At 41.4% G+C, this 24,785-nt stretch carries 21 protein-coding genes; all 21 read left to right on the top strand.

The window, feature by feature from the left end:
* Positions 1-66 precede the first annotated feature (66 nt).
* Positions 67-717 carry a translation elongation factor Ts gene (gene tsf / locus AC1TO9_RS06060; protein WP_482053904.1) on the top strand — a complete coding sequence of 217 codons (651 nt, stop codon included), beginning with the start codon at positions 67-69 and terminating at the stop codon, positions 715-717.
* Positions 718-849: 132 nt separating this feature from the next.
* Positions 850-1,578: a UMP kinase gene (gene pyrH, locus AC1TO9_RS06055; protein ID WP_482053903.1), complete on the top strand. Its 729-nt coding sequence runs from the start codon at positions 850-852 to the stop codon at positions 1,576-1,578.
* Positions 1,578-2,132: a ribosome recycling factor gene (frr, locus tag AC1TO9_RS06050; protein ID WP_482053902.1), complete on the top strand. Its 555-nt coding sequence runs from the start codon at positions 1,578-1,580 to the stop codon at positions 2,130-2,132. Before pyrH ends, frr begins: the two co-directional genes overlap by 1 nt.
* 89 nt (positions 2,133-2,221) lie before the next feature.
* The gene (locus AC1TO9_RS06045; protein ID WP_482053901.1) at positions 2,222-2,989 is read left to right on the top strand and encodes an isoprenyl transferase; all 768 of its coding nucleotides are present in this window, start codon (positions 2,222-2,224) and stop codon (positions 2,987-2,989) included.
* Between the two features lie 22 nt (positions 2,990-3,011).
* The gene (locus AC1TO9_RS06040; protein WP_482053900.1) at positions 3,012-3,809 is read left to right on the top strand and encodes a phosphatidate cytidylyltransferase; all 798 of its coding nucleotides are present in this window, start codon (positions 3,012-3,014) and stop codon (positions 3,807-3,809) included.
* A gap of 18 nt (positions 3,810-3,827) precedes the next feature.
* Positions 3,828-4,967: a 1-deoxy-D-xylulose-5-phosphate reductoisomerase gene (locus AC1TO9_RS06035; protein ID WP_482058634.1), complete on the top strand. Its 1,140-nt coding sequence runs from the start codon at positions 3,828-3,830 to the stop codon at positions 4,965-4,967.
* A gap of 130 nt (positions 4,968-5,097) precedes the next feature.
* Positions 5,098-6,369: an RIP metalloprotease RseP gene (gene rseP / locus AC1TO9_RS06030; RefSeq protein WP_482053898.1), complete on the top strand. Its 1,272-nt coding sequence runs from the start codon at positions 5,098-5,100 to the stop codon at positions 6,367-6,369.
* Between the two features lie 344 nt (positions 6,370-6,713).
* Positions 6,714-8,162 carry a proline--tRNA ligase gene (gene proS / locus AC1TO9_RS06025; protein ID WP_482053897.1) on the top strand — a complete coding sequence of 483 codons (1,449 nt, stop codon included), beginning with the start codon at positions 6,714-6,716 and terminating at the stop codon, positions 8,160-8,162.
* A gap of 199 nt (positions 8,163-8,361) precedes the next feature.
* Positions 8,362-12,678, top strand: coding sequence for a PolC-type DNA polymerase III (locus AC1TO9_RS06020; RefSeq protein WP_482053896.1), 4,317 nt, complete (start codon positions 8,362-8,364; stop codon positions 12,676-12,678).
* Between the two features lie 189 nt (positions 12,679-12,867).
* Complete coding sequence (gene rimP, locus AC1TO9_RS06015) at positions 12,868-13,329, top strand: ribosome maturation factor RimP (RefSeq protein WP_482053895.1); 462 nt, start codon at positions 12,868-12,870, stop codon at positions 13,327-13,329.
* 34 nt (positions 13,330-13,363) lie between these two features.
* Positions 13,364-14,461: a transcription termination factor NusA gene (nusA, locus tag AC1TO9_RS06010; protein ID WP_482053894.1), complete on the top strand. Its 1,098-nt coding sequence runs from the start codon at positions 13,364-13,366 to the stop codon at positions 14,459-14,461.
* Between the two features lie 27 nt (positions 14,462-14,488).
* Positions 14,489-14,797, top strand: a complete 309-nt coding sequence (gene rnpM / locus AC1TO9_RS06005; RefSeq protein ID WP_482053893.1) for an RNase P modulator RnpM — start codon at positions 14,489-14,491, stop codon at positions 14,795-14,797.
* Positions 14,790-15,113 carry a L7Ae/L30e/S12e/Gadd45 family ribosomal protein gene (locus AC1TO9_RS06000; RefSeq protein ID WP_482054482.1) on the top strand — a complete coding sequence of 108 codons (324 nt, stop codon included), beginning with the start codon at positions 14,790-14,792 and terminating at the stop codon, positions 15,111-15,113. The genes rnpM and AC1TO9_RS06000 overlap by 8 nt, the downstream gene beginning before the upstream one ends.
* A complete protein-coding gene (gene infB, locus AC1TO9_RS05995; RefSeq protein WP_482053892.1) occupies positions 15,106-17,631 on the top strand; it encodes a translation initiation factor IF-2 in 2,526 nt (841 codons plus the stop codon). The genes AC1TO9_RS06000 and infB overlap by 8 nt, the downstream gene beginning before the upstream one ends.
* A gap of 14 nt (positions 17,632-17,645) precedes the next feature.
* A complete protein-coding gene (rbfA, locus tag AC1TO9_RS05990; RefSeq protein WP_482053891.1) occupies positions 17,646-17,993 on the top strand; it encodes a 30S ribosome-binding factor RbfA in 348 nt (115 codons plus the stop codon).
* Between the two features lie 31 nt (positions 17,994-18,024).
* Positions 18,025-19,002, top strand: coding sequence for a DHH family phosphoesterase (locus AC1TO9_RS05985; protein WP_482053890.1), 978 nt, complete (start codon positions 18,025-18,027; stop codon positions 19,000-19,002).
* Positions 18,999-19,910 carry a tRNA pseudouridine(55) synthase TruB gene (truB, locus tag AC1TO9_RS05980; RefSeq protein ID WP_482053889.1) on the top strand — a complete coding sequence of 304 codons (912 nt, stop codon included), beginning with the start codon at positions 18,999-19,001 and terminating at the stop codon, positions 19,908-19,910. Before AC1TO9_RS05985 ends, truB begins: the two co-directional genes overlap by 4 nt.
* Before the next feature lie 80 nt (positions 19,911-19,990).
* Entirely contained in the window at positions 19,991-20,920 is a 930-nt protein-coding gene (locus tag AC1TO9_RS05975; RefSeq protein ID WP_482054481.1) for a bifunctional riboflavin kinase/FAD synthetase, read from the top strand.
* 153 nt (positions 20,921-21,073) lie between these two features.
* On the top strand, positions 21,074-21,343 hold the full coding sequence (gene rpsO / locus AC1TO9_RS05970) for a 30S ribosomal protein S15 (RefSeq protein ID WP_482053888.1): 270 nt from the start codon (positions 21,074-21,076) through the stop codon (positions 21,341-21,343).
* Positions 21,344-21,465: 122 nt separating this feature from the next.
* Positions 21,466-23,550, top strand: a complete 2,085-nt coding sequence (gene pnp / locus AC1TO9_RS05965) for a polyribonucleotide nucleotidyltransferase (protein ID WP_482053887.1) — start codon at positions 21,466-21,468, stop codon at positions 23,548-23,550.
* A 251-nt stretch (positions 23,551-23,801) separates the two neighbouring features.
* Positions 23,802-24,779: a polysaccharide deacetylase family protein gene (locus AC1TO9_RS05960; RefSeq protein ID WP_482053886.1), complete on the top strand. Its 978-nt coding sequence runs from the start codon at positions 23,802-23,804 to the stop codon at positions 24,777-24,779.
* The last annotated feature ends 6 nt before the right edge of the window (positions 24,780-24,785 follow it).

Below are 24,785 nucleotides of genomic sequence, written 5' to 3'. Positions count from 1 at the left end.
TTTTAAAATAATGATGAATATAAACGATTTGTGATATTAATAATAATATATTGGAGGGTGTAATCAATGGCAGTTAATGCTAGTGCAGTGAAGGAACTTCGTGAAAGAACAGGATCAGGAATTTTGGATTGTAAAAAGGCTCTCGATGAAACAAATGGCGATGTCGAAAAGGCAATTGAATTTCTGCGTGAAAAGGGATTGGCAGCTAGTGCTAATAAAGCAGGACGTATTGCTACTGAAGGTACTGTAGAATCATATATCCATGCTGGTGGTAAAATTGGTGTCCTTGTAGAAATTAACTGTGAAACGGATTTTGTAGGAAAAACGGATCAATTCAAAGAATTCGCTCGCGATATCGCTATGCAGATTGCTGCTACAAACCCACGTTATGTTCGTCGTGAAGAAGTGCCGCAAGAAGATGTTGAGAAAGAAAAGGAAATCTTGAAGGCACAAGCTCTGAATGAAGGTAAGCCAGAGAAAATCGTTGATAAGATGGTTGAAGGCCGTATCAGCAAATACTATGAAGAGTATTGCTTGATGGAACAATCTTACATCAAAGATCCAGACAAAACGATTGCAGCTATATTAAATGAAAAAGTTAATACAATTGGTGAAAACATTACAATTCGTCGTTTTGCTCGTTTTGAACTTGGTGAAGGTTTGGAGAAGAAAGTAGATAACTTCGTAGAAGAAGTAATGGCACAAGTTAAACAATAATAAATAGTTTCATTTGATGTTATAATAATAGTCATAATGAAGAATGGAACACGTAGTGTTCCTTCTTTTTTAACAATAGAATTGCAGCGTGGCGCCGACTTTATAGCGCTTTCTCAAAGTGGGAGGTTAACATTGGAAAAGCCAGTATTTAAAAGAGTAGTCTTAAAAGTCAGTGGAGAGTCTCTCGCAGGTCCAAATGGGTATGGCATTGATGCTATAACGATAGTTTCTATCGCAGAACAAATTAAAGAAGTAGTGGAACTTGGTGTTGAAGTGGCAATTGTATGTGGTGGTGGTAACATCTGGCGTGGAATTGCTGGAAGCGCAAATGGCATCGATCGGGCTACTGCCGATTATATGGGGATGCTAGCAACGGTAATGAATTCATTGGCACTACAGGATGCATTAGAGCAAATCAATGTGCCTACACGGGTTCAGACATCTATCGCGATGCAACAAATTGCTGAACCTTATATCCGACGTAGAGCTATACGTCATTTGGAAAAGGGTCGGGTTGTTATTTTTGCTGCAGGAACAGGGAATCCGTTCTTCTCTACAGATACAACAGCTGCATTACGTGCAGCGGAGATTGAAGCGGAAGTTATCTTAATGGCGAAGAACAAAGTAGATGGCGTATATTCAGCAGATCCTTTCAAAGACAATACAGCTGAGAAATTTGAGCAGTTAACCTATATGGATGTGCTCAATAAAAACTTAGGTGTTATGGACTCCACAGCATCATCTCTATGTATGGACAATAATATTCCGCTTATCGTATTTGCAATTACGGAGTTAGGAAACATAAAACGTGTCGTATTAGGTGAGAAAATAGGAACCATTGTTAAAGGGAGTGTAGACTAATGCCACAAACTATTAAAAAAAGCGGTGAAGATCGGATGGAGAAAGCGATTGGCGCTCTAAAGCGTGATCTTTCTTCATTGCGTGCAGGTCGTGCTACACCTGCATTGCTTGATCGCATTCAAGTGGAATATTATGGGGCGCCGACGCCTCTTAGTCAATTAGCTAACATTAGTACACCAGATTCTCGTACTTTGATGATTCAACCTTGGGATAAATCGTCATTATCTGATATAGAACGAGCTATTTCGAAGTCGGATCTTGGAATAACACCATCTAATGATGGTTCACTAATTCGTCTGTCTATACCAGTACTAACAGAAGAACGTCGTATCGAACTTGTAAAAACGACGAAAAAGTTTGGTGAAGAGGCAAAGGTAGCCGTTCGTAATATACGTCGCGATGCTAATGATGATATCAAGAAATTAGAAAAGACTGATATTTCCGAAGATGAATCTCGTAGACATCAAGAAGATATTCAAAAGATGACGGATAAATATATTGCCGAAGTCGACAAAGTTCTCTTGACAAAAGAAAAAGAGATCATGGACGTATAAGAGACTTATGGCCCCTCCTTTTATGGTGGGGTTTGTCTATTTATAAAATAATGTCTTCAACTTGCAGAAAGTGGCTTGGAGGAAATGGAATGATCAAACGAATTCGATCATGGTGGAGGCACAAAGATAATCCTAACAAGGTGGAAATTACCTTGGACAATATTCCTCAGCATGTCGCGATCATTATGGATGGAAACGGTCGCTGGGCGAAACGACTTGGGTTACCAAGGATTGTGGGGCATCAAAGCGGAATGAAAGCTGTAAAGCGTGCTACAATTGCTGCAGATGAGCTAGGCATTAAGTATTTAACGATGTACGCATTCTCAACGGAGAATTGGAAACGCCCCAAAGATGAAGTTGATTTCCTGATGCGACTACCTCAGGAGTTTCTCGCCATAGAACTGGATGAATTAATACAAAAAAATGTACAAATTCGTATGATGGGCGATAAAGAAGGATTACCTAAACATACTTTGGATGCTATGGAAAAAGCGATCGAACTTACAAAAAATAACAATGGTCTTGTGCTTAACTTTGCGCTAAATTATGGTGGTCGTAAAGAAATAACGGATTGTATGTCCATGATTGGAAGTGAGGTTGAAGCAGGTAGGTTGAGAGCAGAAGATATTAACTCTCAATGGATCGAGGATCACTTGCAATCAACTGGTCTGCCAGATCCGGATCTCTTGATCCGAACAAGTGGTGAAATGAGAGTTAGTAACTTTATGTTGTGGCAGTTGGCATACAGCGAGTTATGGTTCACCGATATTTACTGGCCGGAGTTCGATAAGAATCATTTACATGATGCTGTTGCTGAATATCAGCGAAGAACAAGACGTTACGGTGGGCTGTCATAACTCAAGTAGAGGATGAAAATTGTTGAAACAACGACTAATTACCGGTATTATTGCAGGAATTATTTTTCTGGGATTTTGTGTGATTGGGAATATGCCATTTCATCTTTTAATTCTTGGTATGTCTCTGATAGGATATTATGAATTTGTGAGAATGATCAAAGTGCGTCCTTTCAGTGGTATTGCTACACTAGGATTTCTGGGTGTTTTTATGATTATGTTTCCATGGAAGCTATTAAATATAACATATACGCCACAATGGGAACTGATTTGGGTTCTTCTGTTTTTGCTTATGTTAATGACAGTGTTATCCAAAAATAGGATCAATATTACACAAGTATCAATACTTTTACTCGGTGTACTATATATTGGAAGTGGGTTTTACTTCATTGCAGAATCACGTCATGCTGCGGATGGATATGGGCTATTTTGGATCTTTTTATTACTCTTTTCGATCTGGGCAAGTGATGCAGGTGCCTATTTTGTAGGTAGACAATGGGGACGAAACAAGCTTTGGCCAGCGATCAGTCCCAATAAGACGGTAGAAGGTGCAATTGGAGGAATTATCATTGCAATATTGACTGCACTTATTTTTTCTACCTTTTCTGGAGGATTATTGGGATACGGCAGAGCGGTGCTAATTGGACTAACATGTGCTGTCATTGGACAACTTGGGGATTTAATACAATCTGCTTACAAACGAGCATATAATATTAAAGATTCAGGTAAATTACTGCCAGGTCATGGTGGAATATTAGATCGTTGTGATAGTTGGATTGTTGTGTTCCCTTTTGTACATATCGTGATGCTATTGCCTTACTAAGATGAGAGATGGTGCATTATGAAGAGAATTAGTATTCTGGGATCTACGGGTTCTATTGGGACACAAACATTAGACGTAGTGTCTGCCCACAGGGATCAATTTCAAGTCGAAGGACTTGCTGCCGGAACCAATACGGACTTGCTGATCCAGCAGGTACTTGAATATAAACCGCGTAAGATTTCAGTTGCAACGAAAGAATTGGCAGAACGCATCAAACTACAAATCCCTTCAACTACACAAGTGTTTTATGGTGATAGTGGTCTTGTAGAGGTTGCTGCGGGGACTGACGCTGAGATGGTTGTTACGGCAGTCATGGGGAGTGTGGGGCTTCGTTCCACGATGGCTGCAATTGAGGCAGGGAAGCATATTGGACTAGCTAATAAAGAATCATTAGTGACTGCGGGTCATTTAGTAACGTCTCTTGCTAAAGAAAGAGGAGTACAGTTACTTCCAATCGATAGTGAACATTCTGCGATATTTCAATGTTTAAATGGGGAACGTCGGAAGGATGTTGCAGGAATTACAATAACAGCATCTGGAGGCTCATTTCGAGATTTGTCACGTCATGAGTTAGTTCATGTTACGGTAGAGGATGCATTGAAACATCCTAACTGGTCGATGGGCTCGAAGATCACAATTGATTCTGCGACGATGGTGAATAAGGGGCTAGAAGTGATTGAAGCTCATTGGCTTTTTGATTTATCATATGATCAGATCAATGTACTTCTTCACCCGGAGAGTATTATCCATTCTTATGTGGAGTTCTGTGATAGTAGTATTATTGCTCAGTTAGGTAATCCAGACATGAGAGTTCCTATTCAATACGCTTTAACCTATCCAGAGCGCTGGCCATCTCCTACCCGTAGATTATCGCTTGCGGAAGCAGGTCGTCTTCATTTTAAAGAGATGGACTATGTTAGATTTCCATGTTTACGTATTGCTTTTGAATGTGGAAGATTGGGAGGGACCGCAACAACAGCCTTCAACGCTGCGAATGAAGTTGCTGTTGCACGATTCTTAAAGCGAGAAATCTCGTTTCTACACATCGAAGAGGTTATTGAGAAAGTGCTTGAACAGCATGTTAATATGACGAATCCTGATTTAGGTTCGATTGAAGAATGTGATCAGCGATCACGTGAAATGGCATCGAGGATATAAATATACGATAGTACCTTTCCTTTTTTTTATAAAAATTACTTCAAAAGTGATTCTCTTGTGTTCAGTCTGAGAATAATGATAATCTAGAAGGACAAACTTCGATCTTAGACGATAAAGGGGGATGAGGCGCTTGGAAATGGTTCAGGTAGTTTTTTTAACGATATTAATGTTTTTTCTTATTGTAACGGTACATGAATGGGGTCATTACTATTTCGCCAAACGTGCCGGTATATTGGTTCGTGAATTTGCAATCGGTTTCGGTCCGAAACTGTTTTCTTATAAACGTAATGAAACTCAATTTACACTGCGGTTACTGCCCTTTGGTGGTTATGCACGTATGGCGGGTGAAGATCCGGAACTTGTAGAGATCCAAGTGGGTCAGACCATAGGTGTTCGTATTGTGAACGATGAAGTGAAGAAGATTTATTTGGATCAATTGGATAATCGTAAAAATATTGTTCGTGGTGAGGTTCAATCCATTGATTTGGATGAAGCTTTAACATTACAGTTAGACGTTGATGAGGATATTCAGCGGTATCGTGTTCATCCTCAAGCGATGATGATCAAAAAGGGTCAAGAGATACAGATTGCCCCTAAAAACCGCCGATTTGGTAGTAAGACAGTAGGGCAGCGTGCTTTGTCTATCTTCGCAGGACCTGTGATGAATTTTATTCTTGCGTTTATATTGTTTGGTCTTCATATCCAAATGGCTGGTATTCCATTGGATAACCCTACGTATGTTCAGATTGGGAACGTTTCTGCAGGTATGCCTGCTTCGGAAGCTAATTTGAAAAAAGGGGATATCATTGAATCGATCAACGGTACGCCGATTGGTGCTGATTATCAGAAGATGATTGAGCTAACAGCAACATCAGAAGGTAAATCCATGGATTGGCGTATTCGCCGTGGCGATGAAACTTTCAATGTGACGCTGATTCCTCGGGCGATGGAAGGCCAAGAAGGTGGTAAGATTGGAATTACACCGGAGTTACCAACAAGATCAGCTTCGATTGGCGAGACCATTACTCATTCAGGGAAAACGATGGTGAGTACTACTGAAATGATCTTTAAAGGATTCAGTCAATTGATATCTCAATTCTCTATGGATGATATTGGTGGGCCCGTACGAACATTTGAAGTGACTGGCCAAATTGCGAAGCAAGGAATTGTGCAACTAACCTACTGGACTGCCATATTAAGTCTATACTTAGGTATCTTTAATCTATTCCCTATTCCAGCGCTCGATGGAAGTCGTCTTATATTTCTTGGTATAGAATGGGTTCGCGGTAAACCGATTGACCCGAATCGAGAAGGAATGGTTCACTTTGTTGGGTTTGCTATGCTTTTTCTTCTTATGATCGCTGTGACCTATAACGATATATTAAGATTGATCAACGGTTAGAAAGCACTTGAAAAACAAATGTGTCAGATGACCGCTTCGGCAACGGATTGTCCTTACGATCGCTGTTGCCCTCAGATTTCTTGATTATATACCGCCTGTAGCGGTAGAAATCCGATGGCAAAGCATATGCTTCCGAAGTAGCTTTCCTACGGAAAACTTGTAGGCGAGCGCTCACGCTTCTTCAGGACAATTCCGTTTCCTACGCTACGACCTGCCTCATTCGGTTTATTCGAAGTATAGCAATTAGTAAGGCTCATAAACTTAGGGTTATGCTTTCGATGCGAGTTTATTCGAAGTATAACAGGAAGTAACGCTCATAAACTTTTAGGAGGATATTATTTCTTATGTCAAAAGATAAGCAGTTTGTGACGGAAATTACACCGCAAGGGGAAGATTTCTCCCGTTGGTATATAGATGTAATCAAGAAAGCTGAATTGATGGATTATTCACCTGTACGGGGATGTATCGTGTTCCGTCCTGATGGTTATGAAATTTGGGAACATATACAGGCAGAATTGGACCGTCGATTTAAGGAGACAGGACATCGTAACGCCTATTTTCCACTATTAATTCCTGAGAATTTCTTCCAAAAAGAAAAGGATCATATCGAAGGATTTAATCCAGAGCTACCATGGGTAACTGAAGTGGCTGGTGAAAAACTGGAGGAGCGTTTAGCGATTCGTCCGACTTCTGAAACGATGTTTGGTCATATGTATTCCAAGTGGATTCAATCTTACCGAGACCTACCAGTACTAATTAACCAATGGGCAAACGTTGTTCGTTGGGAAAAACGTACATTGCCATTCATCAGAACTAGTGAGTTCTTATGGCAGGAAGGTCATACGGCTCATGAAACGGAAGAGGAAGCTCGCGAAGAAACGATGAGAATGTTAGAAGTATATCGTTCTTTCTTGGAAGAGTATCTTGCTATTCCAGTTATTACTGGTCAAAAAACCCCTTCAGAACGGTTCGCAGGAGCAGTAGATACCTTCTCAATCGAAGCGATGATGAAAGATGGAAAAGCTGTACAAGCTGGAACATCTCATTACTTAGGAACGAAATTTGCCCAAGCCTTTGAAATTCAGTATTTAAGCCGCGACAATACTCAAGAATATGTACACACGACATCTTGGGGGACGACAACTAGATTGATTGGTTGTTCGATTATGGTACATGGAGACGATCGGGGCCTTGCATTACCGCCGAAAGTAGCCCCTACACAAGTCGTGATGATCCCAATTGGACCTGCCAAGACTCGTGAAGCAGTGGTTGGTCGTACAGACGAATTGTTCAGTGAATTGAAGAAAGCAGGAGTTCGTGTTAAAGTGGACGACCGCAGCGATGTAACTCCAGGCTGGAAGTTCAACGAGTATGAAATGCGCGGTGTACCTGTACGATTGGAGCTGGGTCCTCGTGATATGGAGAACGGCGTCTGTGTGTTAGTCTCCCGTATAACAGGTGAGAAGAAGATTGTTCAACAGGATCAATTGGTCGAAGAAGTGAAGTTGATGCTGGAACAAGTGCATCAAGAGATGTTGGATAGAGCGAAACAATTCATGAGTGATCATTTCTATTCTGTAGATAGTCTGGAAGAAATGAAGATGAGAATGGAAGAGTCACGTGGGTTCACATTGGCTGGATGGTGTGGTTCCGATGAGTGTGAGAGCAAGGTGAAGGAAGAGACGGGAGCTACGAGCCGTAATATTCCGTTCGAACCTGCTGAAAGTAAAACAATCTGTATTAGTTGTGGACAGCCTTCCAAACATACCGTAGTGTTTGCTAGAGCGTACTAAGAGATCATTAGAGTTAGACTTTATTAAAGACTTCAAAGAACCATGTGGAAGAGCTTCTGGCAGAAATGAGTCGGTGAGTAAGAGATCGAGTACATTTTTGTACACAGAGGCTTTTCGTCTATATAGTAAGAGTTCAAGTGATGACTTTTTGAATATCTCTTTATAGAGGTAAGGATAGGTGGTTAAGGGGGTAGAAAGCATGAACAATGTGGATGAGAAAAGAATTCGGTTTGAGCTTCTAATGAAACAAGGCGCAGTTCCAGCCAGTCTAATGAATCCTTATTTCTTGGATGGATATATTGAACAGGTTGAAACAAGCCGTACTACCCAACAATGGGTTATTACTATTGTTAAGGATACGTTGGTTCCAGGGGAAGTATACCGCGCATTTTGCCTTAAGATTCAAGAAAAAATGCAGCATATTTCCAAAATTTCATTTGTTTTTAAATATACGGAAGCTGTTTCGACTGACGATATTGTAGATACGTATTGGAGTTTGTTTGTAGAGTGGGTACATCGGGAGATCCCATCTGTTAATGGATGGTTAAATCGAGCGACCCACGAAATAGAAGATGGCCAGTTGCTGTTGACCATGTCCGATGCTACTTCACTAGAATTAGCCAAGAAGAAACAAATTGATCAGGCCATTACACGTTTCTTCACTACCTTTTTCGCTCTTCCTCTTCGTATTAAATTAGCGGTTGGGGATACCGGTAAGGAAGCGATTAAGGAGTTTGAACAAAAGAAGCTTCAAGAAGAGCGGGAAGTTGTACAGAATATGATGAATAGCATTGAGGCTGAGAGTCGCAGTTTTGATGAGAATTCTGACGATGTTCGACTTCATGTTGGATATGATATCAAAGATCAACCTATTCCAATTCAAGATATCCAAGATGAAGAGAAAAAAGTTACGATTCAAGGAGCTGTATTTGGCCTGGATAGTAAAGAGTTGCGAAATGGTATGACGCTGTTTATGTTTAACGTGACTGACTTTGGTGATTCGATGCAATTGAAAATGTTTGCCAAAACAAAAGATGATGTCAAAGTGTTAAATCAATTGGAAAATGGCAAATGGGTAAAAGTACGAGGTCGGATAGAATTTGACCGATTCATGACCATTCCAGAACTTGTGATGATGCCAACAGATTTGAATGAAGTACAAGCACCTCCTGAACGTAAAGATAACGCACCCTTGAAACGGGTGGAATTCCACTTGCACACAACGATGAGTACGATGGACGCCATCACACCAATCGATAAATATATAAAGACTGCAGCACGATGGGGACATACGGCGATTGCCATTACGGATCATGGTGGTATTCAAAGTTATCCAGAAGCAGCTAAATCTGCCAAGAAGAACGGATTGAAAATGATATATGGAGTAGAAGCTAATGTGCTGAACGACGCGATTCCTGTTGTTCTAAACCCGCAGCCAATCGATCTCAAAAGCGCTACTTATATCGTTTTTGATATAGAGACCACGGGTCTCTCTATTACCCATAGTAATATTACAGAACTTGCCGCTGTGAAAATAAAAGAGGGTCAGGAAATAGATCGGTATGCCACTTTTGTTAATCCACATGAGAAGATTCCCTTTCATATTCAACAGCTTACGAATATTACCGACGAGATGGTAAAAGATGCCCCTGATCTAGAACCAGTCTTACAGGAATTTGTGAAGTTTGCTGAAGATGGGATTCTAGTAGCTCATAATGCAAGATTTGATATGGGCTTTATTCAAGCATCGTTGAAAGAATATGGACTACCTGAAATGCCAAATCCAGTTCTAGACACACTGGAATTAGCACGATTAATATATCCAGGAATGAAGAATCATAGACTGAACACGATGGCAGATAAATATAAAGTACTATTGGAAAGCCATCACCGAGCGATTGACGATACGATTGCATTAGCAGGTATTCTGAATGGGCTTCTGGTTGACACTGAGAAGATGAAAAATATCACGATGCTCGATCGACTCAATGACTATGTGGGAAAAGATTTATCTAATATCAGACCATTTCATTGCAGCATTTATGCATTGAATCCCGTTGGTAAGAAGAATCTATTCAAGCTGATATCTTTATCACACACAGAATATTTTAAACGGGTGCCATGTATCCCACGATCGAAGCTTGAAGAATTACGTGAAGGATTACTTGTAATTTCAGGTTGTGAAAAGGGCGAGTTCTTTGAAGCGGTATTGAACAAGTCTTTGGAAGAGGCAGAAGAAATCGCACAGTTCTATGACATCCTTGAAATCCAGCCATTAACGATGTATATGCATTTAGTGGATAAAGGATTTGTTGCAAGCCCACTTGAAATAAAGGCAGCTTTGAAGACGGTTTGTGAGATTGGTGAGAAGTTAAATAAGCCCGTTATTGCAACTGGGAATGTACATTATCTTGAACCACGTGAAAAGTTGTTTCGTGATATTGCTATTAATGGGATTACAGGTTTCAGCCCATTGAAAGGTATGAAAAAACCTGATGCGCATTTCCGTACGACAGACGATATGCTTGAGGAATTTGATTTCTTAGGTAAAGGGAAAGCGAATGAAGTTGTCGTTACCAATACGATAGAACTAGCAGATCGATTCGAAGAAATAGAGTTATTTCCATCCAAACTGTTCACACCGATCATGGAAGGTGCAGACGAAGAGATTCGTAAAACTTGTTACGACACAGCAAAGGGTATATATGGTGAGGAGCTACCTGATGTTGTCATCAAGCGGCTTGAGAAAGAGCTTGAGCCGATTATTAAGTACGGGTTCTCAGCGAACTATTTGATTTCTGAACGGCTTGTGAAGAAATCGAACAAAGATGGGTATTTGGTAGGCTCGCGGGGTTCGGTAGGCTCATCGGTTGTGGCAACTTTTTTGGGGATATCAGAGGTTAATCCGTTACCAGCACACTATGTTTGTAAGAATCCTGATTGTAAGCATAATGAATGGTTTCTAGATGGTAGTATACCAAGTGGGTTCGACCTCCCAGAGAAAGCATGCCCTCATTGTGAGGGGATACTAAAAGGTGAGGGACAGGATATCCCGTTTGAGACTTTTCTTGGATTTAAAGGGGATAAAGTTCCAGATATTGACCTTAACTTCTCCGGGGAATACCAAGCGATAGCTCATAATTATACGAAAGAACTTTTTGGTCCCGAAAATGTATTCCGTGCAGGTACAATTGGTACGATTGCGGAGAAAACAGCATTTGGATATACAAAGAAATATGAGGAAGAGAATCAGAAGAAATGGCGTGGAGCTGAGGTGGTTCGTCTTGCATCTGGTTTCACAGGTGTGAAGCGAGGTACGGGTCAGCATCCAGGGGGGATAGTGGTCGTACCGGATTATATGGACGTTGAAGACGTTACACCGATTCAATTCCCAGCAGATGATACCAAAGCGGAATGGAAGACGACGCATTTTGATTATCATGCCTTTGAATCAAATTTACTTAAACTTGATATATTAGGTCATGATGATCCGACTATGATGCGTATGCTACAAGATTTAACGGGTGTGGATCCTACCTCGATACCGATGAATGATCCTAAAGTGATGAGTTTATTTCACTCAACCGAAGCGCTAGGTGTTTCACCTCAGAAAATTCGAACACCTGTAGCGACATATGGTGTGCCCGAAATGGGAACTAAATTCGTACGTCAAATGTTGATTGAGTCTTTACCTACTTCCTTTGCCGATTTATTGCAGATCTCTGGATTGTCTCATGGGACAGGCGTCTGGCTTGGAAATGCACAAGATTTAATTAAGAACGGAACATGCAACATTAAGACGGTTATCGGTTGCCGTGACGATATTATGCTCTATCTAATTTATAAAGCTGGCATGGATGCAGGACTGGCTTTTACCATTACGGAAAGTGTGCGTAAAGGGAAGGGTCTGACTCCAGAATGGATTGAAGAGATGAAGAAGTGTAAAGTACCGATGTGGTACATCGATTCATGTCTCAAAATACAATATATGTTTCCAAAGGCTCATGCCGCTGCTTACGTTATATCTGCTGTTCGTACTGCTTTTTTCAAACTATATTATCCTATTGAATATTATGCGACATACTTTACAGTGAGAGCCGAGGATTTCGATATCGAATTATGTTGCCAAGGATATGAGGCCATATATCGTCAGATCGAGGAGATTGAGCAGAAAGGATTCCAGGCAACTACGAAAGAGAAGAGTATGCTTGCCATTTATGAGATGGCGTTAGAGGTGACGGCACGTGGCTTCACCTTCCAGACCATTGATATATACCGATCTGACTCTACGAAGTTTACAGTGGATGGGGATTCACTGATACCTCCGTTCTCTGCTATGGCAGGAATCGGTGATAACGCAGCACGAAATATAGCGCTAGCGCGTGAAGATGGGGAGTACTTGTCAATTGAGGACTTCCAACAGAAATCTAAAGCGAGTAAAACCGTTGTTGAGCTACTAACTCAAATGGGTTGTTTCCGTGGATTGCCTGAAAGCAACCAACTTTCTTTGTTTTAAAGTCTTTATAGCGAGGACAAATCCTCGTTTTACAAAGGGGAGTCAAGGGCAGATACTTGTCAGTGTTGCCAGACTATGCTATAATTTTTAGTAGCAAACATGGAGATAAAACCGTTGTGTAAAGAGTGGGGCAACCCACTCTTTACTCTTTGGTATATAGGATTATGAAAGTCTTGGAGGTTATAGTCTTTGAGCACACCTAAGATAAAAAGTATCGTAGAAGAAATGATCCAGCCTTTTATGGAAGAACATGACTTTGAACTTGTTGATGTGGAATACGTCAAAGAAGGAAAAAATTGGTTTTTGCGTATTTACGTTGATAAAGAAGGCGGTATTGATATTGATGACTGCGGCTTAGTTAGTGAATATATGAGTCTGCAGCTGGATCAGAACGATCCAATTACTGATGTTTATTTCCTGGAAGTATCGTCTCCTGGAGCGGAACGACCGTTAAAGAAAAGTGCTGATGTTGTGAAAGCCGTAGGCAAAGATGTGTTAGTTACTGTATACGAAGCGCTGGACGGTCTCAAGGAATTTGAAGGCCGGCTTCTTTCGTTTGAGGACGATGTACTTGTGATTGAAGTGGGTAAGAAGCAACACCAAATTCCGTATGAAAAAGTAGCTAGTGCTAGATTAGCTATTATTTTTTAGAAGTAAGAGTTGAGAAAGGGGGAACTAAATCCCAATGAGTATGGATTTTATTGAAGCAATGAATGAGTTAGAAAGAGAAAAAGGGATTAGTAAAGATGTATTATTTGAAGCCATCGAGGCTGCTTTAATTTCGAGTTATAAACGTAACTTTAATACAGCCCAAAATGTACGGGTGGACATGAATCGTAATACGGGTGTTATTAAAGTGTATGCCCGTAAACTGATCGTTGAAGAAGTGTTGGATCCACGTACAGAGATTTCGCTTCCCGCAGCACGAGAAATAAATCCCCATTTTCAATTGGAGGATATTGCAGAGATTGAAGTTACACCTCGTGACTTTGGTCGTATCGCTGCACAAACGGCGAAACAAGTCGTTACTCAACGTATACGCGAAGCGGAGCGTGGATTGATCTACAACGCCTTTGTGGACAAAGAGGAAGATATCGTGACTGGGACAGTTCAACGTCAAGATCCACGAAATGTTTATATTGATTTGGGTAAGGTTGAAGCTTTGCTGCCTTTGAATGAGCTAATGCCTAATGAAAAATTTAAGCATGGTGAGCGTGTCAAAGCTTATATTACGAAGGTTGAGAATACGACTAAAGGTCCACAGATCATGTTGTCACGTACTCATCCTGGTCTACTGAAACGACTGTTTGAACTGGAGGTTCCAGAAATCTTCGACGGCGTAGTTGAGATTCGCTCAGTTGCACGTGAAGCTGGCTTCCGTTCCAAGATTGCTGTTCATTCTCGTAATGACGAAGTGGATCCAGTAGGTTCATGTGTTGGACCTAAAGGGATTCGAGTACAGACGATTGTGAATGAATTACGTGGAGAAAAGATCGACATTGTTCGTTATTCCGATCAGGTTGAAGAGTATGTTGCCAATGCGCTAAGTCCTTCAAAAGTCATTGAAGTAGATGTGTTTGAAGAGGAGAAGATGGCTCGGGTTATCGTGCCAGATTATCAATTATCCCTTGCCATTGGTATTAAAGGACAGAACGCGCGTCTTGCGGCTAAGTTGACTGGATGGAAGATTGATATCAAGAGTGAGACTCAAGCGGAGCAGGAATTCGGGAGAGCGAAAACATACAGTGATGATTTACCTCAAGATTCTGTCTCCATCGAGTAATTTCCTGGAATAGGACGGAGGGCAAGGATGAAGTCAAGAAAAGTACCTTTGCGTAAATGTGTGGCATGCCAAGAAATGATGCCGAAGAAACAACTCATTCGTATTGTGAAAACGCCAGATGATGAAGTGCTTATTGATCTGTCAGGTAAGAAGTCAGGTCGAGGAGCTTATCTGTGTGGTAAGGCTTCCTGCTTTAAATTGGCACAAAAGAATAAGTCATTGGATCGCGCATTGAAACATCATGTGAACCCGGAGATTTATGAACAGTTGGCAGATGATTTTGGTGTTGTTGAAGAACAATTTTTAGTGATGAAGGAGAATTCCAATGATGGATAATACGCTTTCTCGTCTGGGTCTTGCGATGCGTGCAGGAAAAGTAGTTACAGGTGATGAAATCGTGCTCAAAACTATTCGTTCTTCAGAAGCTAAACTGGTCATCGTAGCTAATGATGCATCACCAAATACACAAAAAAAGTTTCGTGATAAATGCGGAACATACAAAATTCCTCTGGTGATCGGATATGACCGGGAAAGTCTGGGCACAAGTATTGGGAAACCACATCGAGTTGTGCTGGCAATTACGGATCAAGGATTCGCGAAAATGATCTCTAAATCTATGGAGACTATGACGGAGGTGGAGTATATTGACTAATCAAGAAAATAAAAGTGAAAAGCTACGTGTATATGAGTACGCTAAGTCGCTAAACATGAGTAGTAAAGAAATAATTACGATATTAAAGCGTTTGGAAATCCCTGTCAATAACCATATGAGTGTGATGGAGGGTGAAACTGTCTCGAAGGTAGAGCAGTTTTTTAATAATATTAAGTCCAATGCAGCCGCCAAAAGAGACGGCGGAGATAAAAACGCAGTGGCAGCAACCTCATCTGTCAAGAAGGATGAAGTTGCGGTAAAACCAACCGTGGTGTCTGGATCTCCTCAAGTGAGCAGCACTAACACGGAACAGAGTGACACAAAAAAACAACAGGAAAAGCAGGTAGGTATGAATAATAATACGAATAACACTAATGCTACAGTAACGTCAAGGCCACAGAGCAGTACATCTGCTCCAAGAACTCAAAGCAACACAAGCGCTCCAAGAACTCAAGGTAGCAGTAATGCTGCACAAAGACCACAAAGTAACACGAGTTCATCTAGACCTCAAACCACGGGTGCCCCATCAAGACCAGCATCAACCCAAGGTGGTCAAAGATCGGGTACTCAACAAGGAAGTCAAACTGCGAATCGCTCAAGTAGCCCTGCGCAAGGCGACAATAGAGGTGCTAACAAGGCTAGACCTGGCAATAATGGGGCTAGACGTTTCGATGACAACAAGGGTGGCAACTTCAGAAACAATCGTGGTGGAAAAAATGGTAGAGGAAAAGCCTCGTACCCTGCTCGTGAAAAAATTGACAATACCCCTAAAAAGATTATTGTTCGTGGCGCGATGACTGTTGGAGAAGCAGCTAAATTGCTTCATAAGGATGCATCTGAAGTGATTAAGAAATTGATCACAATGGGTGTTATGGCTACGATTAACCAAGAACTGGATCTTGAAACTGTACTTCTATTAGCTGCTGAATTCGGTGTAGAAGTTGAAGTGAAAATTGCAGTAGAAGACGATCGGTTCGAGACGGTTGAAGAAGTTGATAATGAGTCTGATTTGCAAACACGTCCTCCTGTAGTCACTATTATGGGTCACGTCGATCATGGTAAGACTACATTGCTAGATGCTATTCGTTCCGCGAATGTATCAAGTGGCGAAGCGGGTGGAATTACTCAGCATATCGGTGCTTACCAAGTTGAAATTAATAATAAGAAGATTACGTTCTTGGATACACCTGGTCACGAAGCTTTTACAGCTATGCGTGCTCGCGGATCTTCAATTACGGATATAGCAATTATCGTTGTTGCGGCAGATGATGGTGTTATGCCACAAACTGTGGAAGCCATTAACCATGCTAAAGCAGCGGAATTACCGATTATCGTAGCGGTTAACAAAATTGATAAGCCTGGTGCTGATCCTGACAAAGTGAAGCAGGAATTGACTGAATACGGCTTAGTTCCAGAAGAATGGGGCGGGGATACGATTTATGCTAATGTATCTGCCAAACAAAAATTGGGACTTGAAGAATTGCTTGAAATGATTCTCCTTGTTGCAGAAATGAATGAATATAAAGCAAATCCAAATAAACGCGCTCGTGCTGCGGTTATTGAAGCTGAGCTTGATAAAGGTCGGGGTCCAGTAGCTCGAGTGTTGGTTCAACATGGTACTCTTCGTGTTGGAGATGCTTTCGTAGCGGGTAACTGCTTCGGTCGTATTCGTACAATGGTGAACGATAAGGGTCGCCGTGTGAAGGAAGCAGGTCCATCTACACCTATCGAAATTACTGGGTTGACTGAAGTACCACAAGCAGGCGATCCATTCATGGTGTTCGAAGATGAACGTAAAGCACGCTCCATCGCTGAGAAACGTTCCATTACTCAACGCCAAAGCGAGATGGGTAGTAATGTACGCGTGACATTGGATGATCTGTTCCAACATATTAAAGACGGTGAGATCAAAGGTCTTAATGTCATCATCAAGGGTGATGTTCAAGGTACAGTTGAAGCGCTGAAGAGCTCACTCGAGAAGATTGAAGTAGAGGGCGTTCGTGTCAAAATACTTCATAGTGGTGCAGGTGCGATTACTGAGTCTGATATCATTCTAGCCGCTGCTTCTAGCGCTATTGTTATTGGATACAACGTTCGCCCAGATCATCAAGCGGCTGCTACAGCACAAGAAGAAAAAGTGGACATCCGTTTACACCGCGTTATCTACAAGGTGATTGAAGAGATCGAGCAAGCGATGAAGGGTATGCTTGATCCAATATTTAAAGAGAAGGTTATCGGTCATGCTGAGATACGTAATGTATTCTCAATCGGCAAGATTGGTACGATCGCAGGTAGTATGGTTACTTCAGGTAAAATGGTGCGTAATGCAGAAATACGTCTAATTCGTAATAGCATTGTTATTCATGAAGGAAAGATTGACACCTTGAAGAGATTTAAAGATGATGCGAAAGAAGTAGCTCAAGGGTATGAATGTGGTATAACTTTGGAAGGCTATAGTGAAGTTAAAGAAGGCGACATTATTGAAGCTTTCATCATGGAAACGGTGGAGCGCAAGTAGAGAGGTGAATAAACATGGCTAAAATTCGCGTGGGACGTGTTGGTGAGCAGATTAAGAAGGAATTAAGTGTGCTTATCCAAAGCGAACTAAAGGATCCTCGGATAGGCTTCGTAACCGTAACTGGGGTCGAAGTTCCGAATGACCTTGCGCAAGCAAAAGTGTATCTGAGTGTACTTGGTGATGAAGAACAGAAGAAGAACACGCTTCTTGCGCTTGAAAAGGCGAATGGATATCTTCGTTCAGAGCTAGGCAAACGGATTCGTCTACGACATACGCCAGTACTTATTTTCAAATTTGACGAATCTATTGCATACGGTAGTCATATTGAGAAGTTGCTAGGTGAAATCGAGAAGAACCAATAAATGTTAATAACGGTTTTAAAAGGAGACGGCAATGCAGACCTATGAACAATCGCTTGAAATTGCAAAAGAGTATTTGCTCAAGCATGATGATTTTCTTGTAGTGTCGCATGTTCAGCCAGACGGAGATGCAGTCAGTTCCACGGTAGTTGTGGGCTGGCTTCTCTCATGTCTAGGGAAGAAATTCACTCTGGTGAATGAAGGTCCTATCCCACAGCGCATGCAATTCCTTATGCTTAGTGAAGAAATACTTAACATGGAGAGTAATCCCCCTGATCGAACGTTTAAGCATGTCATTTGCGTGGATTGTGCTGATTTTAAGCGTGTAGGATTAACGAATCAGTTCTTTGCTAAGGATGCTATCATCCTTAATGTAGATCATCATCCTACGAATGACGGCTATGGAGAAGTGAATCTGATTAAGAGTGACGCAGCTGCAACGACGGAAATCTTATATGATTTGATTAGGAAGTTTCCTGTTGAATGGACAGAGGAATCTGCTACAGCTATTTATACAGGGATCCTTACGGATACGGGTGGATTTCGATATTCTAATACGACTCCCAAAGTAATGAGCATGGCCTCTGAATTACTTGGTTATGGTGTTAACGGTCCGCTGTTGTCTGAGAATCTATTAGAAGAAATGACTCCTTCACAAATGAAAATACTAATAAAGGCACTAAGCACGCTGGAAATGTCATCTGATGGTCTCATTAGTTGGGTTCACATCACACCTGAATCTATGACGGCGTGTGCGGCAATCAATGAAGATTTAGAAGGAATTGTGAACTACCCACGCAATATAAGTGGTGTGGAAGTAGGAATTCTATTTAAAGTCATCGATGATTCTGCCGTGAAAGTGAGCCTACGCTCCTCCGGAAAGGTTGATGTTGCGGCATTAGCGCAAATGTTCGGTGGAGGGGGACATGTTCGGGCAGCAGGTTGCCGAATAGAGGGAACCTTGGATAACATTATTCCGCAAGTGCTAGAACGGGTGAGACAATTATTATGAGCGATCTTGAAGGAATACTAGCTGTATATAAACCAGCAGGGTTCACATCACATGATGTTGTAGCGAAGGTTCGAGGTATATTGCGGATGAAGCGGATCGGACATACAGGTACGCTGGATCCTCAAGTTACGGGTGTGCTCCCATTATGCTTAGGACGTGCTACACGTGTAGTTGAATACATGCAAGAGCTTCCGAAAGAATACTATGCTACGATGCAACTTGGACTAGCTACGGATACAGAGGACTTAACGGGTCAGGTTATAGAGCAAGTCGATTCCGTTACTGTTACAAAGGAAGAGATCGAGAAGGTGCTGAATTCTTTTCAAGGCGTTATATCTCAGGTTCCTCCTATGTACTCTGCTGTGAAAGTGGATGGAAAAAGATTGTATGAATTAGCTAGAGAAGGTAAAGTAGTAGAGCGTAAAAGTCGTGAGGTTACGATTTATGAGATCGAAATGACCGATATCTCTTGGGATGGATCTTATCCTGAAATAACCTTCCGAGCATTGTGTTCAAAGGGAACTTATATCCGAACGCTTTGTGTTGATATTGGACGGGCTTTAGGGCTCCCTTCAGTTATGGCAAAACTTGAGCGAACGAAGTCAGCAGGGATTGATGCAGAACATTGCTTGAATTTTGATGATATTCAACGCTATATGGATGAAGGGACACTCCATTCGCACTTGATTCCTGTAGATGAAGCAATACCTCATTTACCAGCACACACAGTATCCGAGGAGAAAACAACTGCAGCAATTCAAGGGCAAAGGCTGTCATATAAATCAGTAAGCCCGGAAGTGACTGGTGAAGAACCGATACGACTCTATGATACTGAACAGCGATTTCTAGGAATATTTCAACGGCAACTAGAGACAGGAGCGATTGCTCCGATTAAAGTGTTCTTGTAGGAATAATGCTTCTTTTCGAAGAATCATTATGAATCAGGTTATCTAACAGAATTGCAGGTGAGAAAATTGTGAAGACTGTTATGTTATCATATCCCCTTTCACCCGAAATGCTTTTTGAGAGAGAAGAATCTCAAGTTGTAGCTATAGGGCAGTTTGATGGAATTCATTTGGGGCATGTAAGTGTGATCTCTTCTGCTATTGAACTAGCGAAGCGAAAAGGAATTCCATCGGCAGTAGTGACTTTTAATCCGCATCCTAAAGAGGTGATGGGTAAGGGAGACTATGAAGGGTACTTAACCCCCCTGCGGGATAAACAGGAATTGCTTGCAGGTATGGGAATTGATACGTTGTATGTTGCTCAGTTTGATGAAGAATTTTCACGAGTTAGTCCACATGATTTCTTCACAGGTGTACTTCTTCCACTCCATATCGATACGGTCGTTGTCGGTTTCGACTTCCGGTTCGGGTATCAAGGAGCAGGGGATGTTGAAATGCTTCGTGAAATGGGTCGAGATAATATGGGCGTGGAAATTGTCTCACCATTTCTTCTAGATGGTGAAAAGGTGAGTAGCTCAGTAATTCGTAAGTTACTTCAGTCTGGAAATTTGAAGCTAGCCAATAGCTTGTTCGGACGCAATTACAAGTTGCGGGGAACGGTTGTTGAAGGGGAGAAACGAGGTCGTACGATCGGTTTTCCTACAGCGAATTTGAAACTAGATGATCGGTATGTCGTTCCAGCCAAAGGTGTGTACGCTATCCGTGTGCTTTATAAAGAGAAGTGGATTATGGGCGTTATGAATATAGGAGTCAAACCAACGTTCCATGAAAAAGAAATAGCTCCAAGTTATGAAGCCCATCTTTTTCATTTCGATGAAAGTTTATATGGCGAGCATTTAACAGTAGAGCTTGTGCACTATATACGTGAAGAGCGACGATTCCCATCTGTACAAGAATTGATTGCGCAGATCCAGGCGGATGCACAGTTAGCAGAACAGTTATTGAAGTCATAGAAGTCATAGAAGTTCGAGTTTACTTTATATATATATATATGCTATACTGATAAACGTCATTGGAGACAAAGACAACATAACCTTAGCTTGGTTACGCGATCTCACCAACGGTAACGAGGCTAATGGCGATTATAATTGAAGGAGGTGAATAGGATGGCATTAACTCAAGAACGTAAACATGAATTGATTGCTGAGCACAAAACACATGAGTCTGATACTGGATCTCCAGAAGTGCAAATAGCTATCCTTACAGAGAACATTACGAATCTGATTGCCCATTTCCATGCACACAAGAAGGATCATCATTCTCGTCGTGGATTGTTGAAGATGGTTGGACAACGTCGTAAGTTGTTGAAGTATCTGAAGAATAAGGATGTAAGACGTTATAGTACTTTGATTGAGAAACTCGGATTGCGTCGTTAATAATCCAATAGCCTTAACAAATGCAGCCTGGTTGTTCACCGTATGTCCTTTCAGGAGTGACAGCGGGGGCAATCGGGTTTCTTTTTACAATAATAAATACGAATTGAAGAAGGAGGGATTTCATGGAAAAACGTGTTGAAATGCAATTAGGTGGAAGAACCCTTATCTTGGAAACTGGACGTTTCGCGAAACAAGCGAATGCTGCTGTAATGGTTCGCTACGGAGAAACGGTCGTTCTATGTACAGTAACAGCTTCAAATGAGCCGAAGGATTTGGACTTTTTCCCACTTACGGTTAACTATGAGGAAAGAATGTATGCAGTTGGTAAAATTCCTGGTGGGTTTATTAAACGTGAAGGTCGACCAAGCGAGAAAGCAATTCTTTCTAGTCGTCTAACGGATCGTCCTATACGTCCATTATTCCCTGAAGGGTTCCGCAATGATGTGCAAATTGCCAATCTAGTCATGAGTGTTGATCAAGATTGTGCGCCTGATATCGCTGCTATGATTGGTACCTCTGCTGCACTAAGCATTTCAGATGTTCCGTTTAGTGGTCCTATTGGTGCTGTTGCTGTTGGTCGGAAGGATGGACAGTTCATCATTAATCCGAACATCGCAGATCAAGATGCGAGTGACCTATACCTAGTCGTTGCTGGAACGAAAGATGCGATTATGATGGTAGAAGCAGAAGGCGATGAAGTTTCGGAAGAAATTATGCTTGAAGCGATTATGTTTGGTCATGATGAGATTAAGAAAATTGTAGCGACGATTGAAGAACTCGTTGCCCAAGTTGGAAAACCTAAGATGGCAGTTAAACTTCATACAGTAGATGCTAACGTAAATGTTGCAGTTCGCGAATTTGCAGAAGCTCAACTGAAAGAAGCTGTTAAAACTCAGGAAAAACATGCGCGTCAGGATGCGATTGACAGTATTAATGAGGCGACGGTTACTTTGTTTGAACAAAAGTACATAGAAACACCGGAACTCATGAAAGATGTCAAAGAAGTGCTGCATGATATCGTTAAGGAAGAAGTAAGACGCTTAATTACACATGATAAAGTACGTCCTGATGGACGGAAATTGGATGAAATTCGTCCGATTGAATGTGATACAGGTATTTTACCGCGTACGCATGGAACAGGACTATTCACCCGTGGGCAAACACAAGCACTTAGCGTATGTACTTTAGGCGCACTTGGCGACGTTCAAATTCTTGATGGAGTTGATTCACAAGAATCGAAACGCTTCATGCATCATTACAACTTCCCTCCATTCAGCGTTGGTGAAGCACGTCCACTTCGTCCACCAGGCCGTCGAGAAATCGGACATGGTGCACTGGGTGAACGAGCAATGGCTAAAGTTCTTCCTTCAGAAGTTGAATTTCCATATGCTATTCGTCTCGTATCTGAAGTGTTGGAGTCCAACGGATCATCCTCACAGGCTAGTATATGCGCAGGAATTCTCGCTATGATGGATGCAGGGGTACCTATTAAGGCACCGGTAGCCGGAGTAGCTATGGGACTTATTAAAGACGGTGATCATGTATCGATCTTGACTGATATTCAAGGTCTGGAAGATCATCTTGGAGATATGGACTTTAAAGTTGCAGGTACAGCTGTGGGTGTTACGGCTATCCAAATGGATATTAAGATTGATGGAATTAGTCGTCAAATCTTACAAGATGCTTTGAGTCAAGCTAAAGAAGGACGTATGTTCATCTTAGGCAAAATGAATGAAGCTATCGCTCAACCAAGAGCAACTTTATCACCTTACGCTCCGAAAATTATGACTTTAAATATTAATCCAGATCGTATTCGTGATGTTATCGGTGCGGGTGGTAAAATAATTAACAAGATCATTGAAGAGACAGGTGTTAAGATTGATATCGAGCAAGATGGACGTGTATTCATTGCTTCAACGAATGAAGAAATGAACCAAAAGGCACGTGCCATTATCGAAGGAATTGTTCGCCAAGTTGAAGTAGGCGAAATTTTTGTAGGTACTGTGAAGCGTATTGAGAAATTCGGCGCATTTGTGGAAATTCTTCCGAATAAGGAAGGTCTGGTTCACATTTCTCAACTGTCAACAGAACGCGTCGCCAAAGTGGAAGATATTATTGCCATTGGGGACTCCATTACAGTTAAAGTAACTGAGATTGACCAACAAGGACGAATTAATTTGTCTCGCAAAGCTACACTGACCGTGTAGTTATTGGTTGAATGAAGTTGATATGAACGAATTAGAAAAGAGACAGAGAGCTTCATCATCTGGCTCTTTTTTTAAAATATAAGAAAGCATCAGTTTCACTTGATACTCTATTTCTTATATTTCCGCTGAAACGGGTGCCGTCTTTGAAAAAAGACGGCATTGCCGTTTCTACTTACTTCATCTCCCTATTCATATTCCAATTGTTCCGCACATATGATGGGACAAAGGTAACAAGGGAGATGAAATATTTCATGAATATGAGGAAGTTTGCCATTCTACTTGCCTGTTTTACCGTAATATTAGGAATAGGTCAATCCAATAGTGTTAAGCTATTTATTGGGAATGGTCGGAATGAAATACACTCACAAGAAACATTACAGGGGATGAGTGATCATAAAGAGGAAGACCCCCTATACCGTCAGATTAAGGACAAGGCTGCTCTTATGAGAGTTGAGCCAATTAATGCAAAAATAGATCGAGTCTGGAAAGCCATCCCAGGATATAATGGGTTGGAAGTGGACATAGATGAAACTTATAAGTATGCCAAAGTCAAAGGAAACGCATCTTCAATTACATATATATTCCGTCAATTGTTACCAAAGGTGGGACTTCAGGATCTTGAAGTGCAACCTATTTACCGTGGAAACCCTCTAAAACCTATGGTATCTTTAATGATTAATGTGGCATGGGGTAACGAATATATTATTCCAATGTTAAATACATTGGATCAGGAAAAGGTAAAAGCTACATTCTTTTTTGATGGTAAATGGTTGAATAGTAATGTTGAACTTGCGAAAGAAATTCAAAAAAGAGGTCATGAACTATCAAATCATGCGTATTCTCATCTTAATATGAGTCAACTTAGTGAGGACAAGGCTATAACTGAAATGAGTAGAACGCAGAAACTATTGAAGGATGAATTAGGTCAAGAGCCGAAATGGTTCGCTCCTCCATCAGGTGATTTCGATAGTGATACGGTTAGAATTGCAAAAGGGCAAGGAATGTATACTGTACTTTGGACATTGGACACGGTGGATTGGCGACGTCCTTCCCCACAATCCATTGTGAATAAAATATCCGAGAAGGTTGAACCTGGATTCCTCATATTGATGCACCCTACATCATCTTCCTCTGGCGCTCTGCAGGGGATGATTCAAGCCATTAAGGGGAAAGGGTTACATTTGGGGACGGTAAGTCAGACACTATCTACAGAGCGCATAGTTGAGTGAATGCTG

Source organism: Paenibacillus sp. Y916, assembly GCF_056786435.1.
This window is presented reverse-complemented; position numbering and strand designations above follow the sequence as displayed.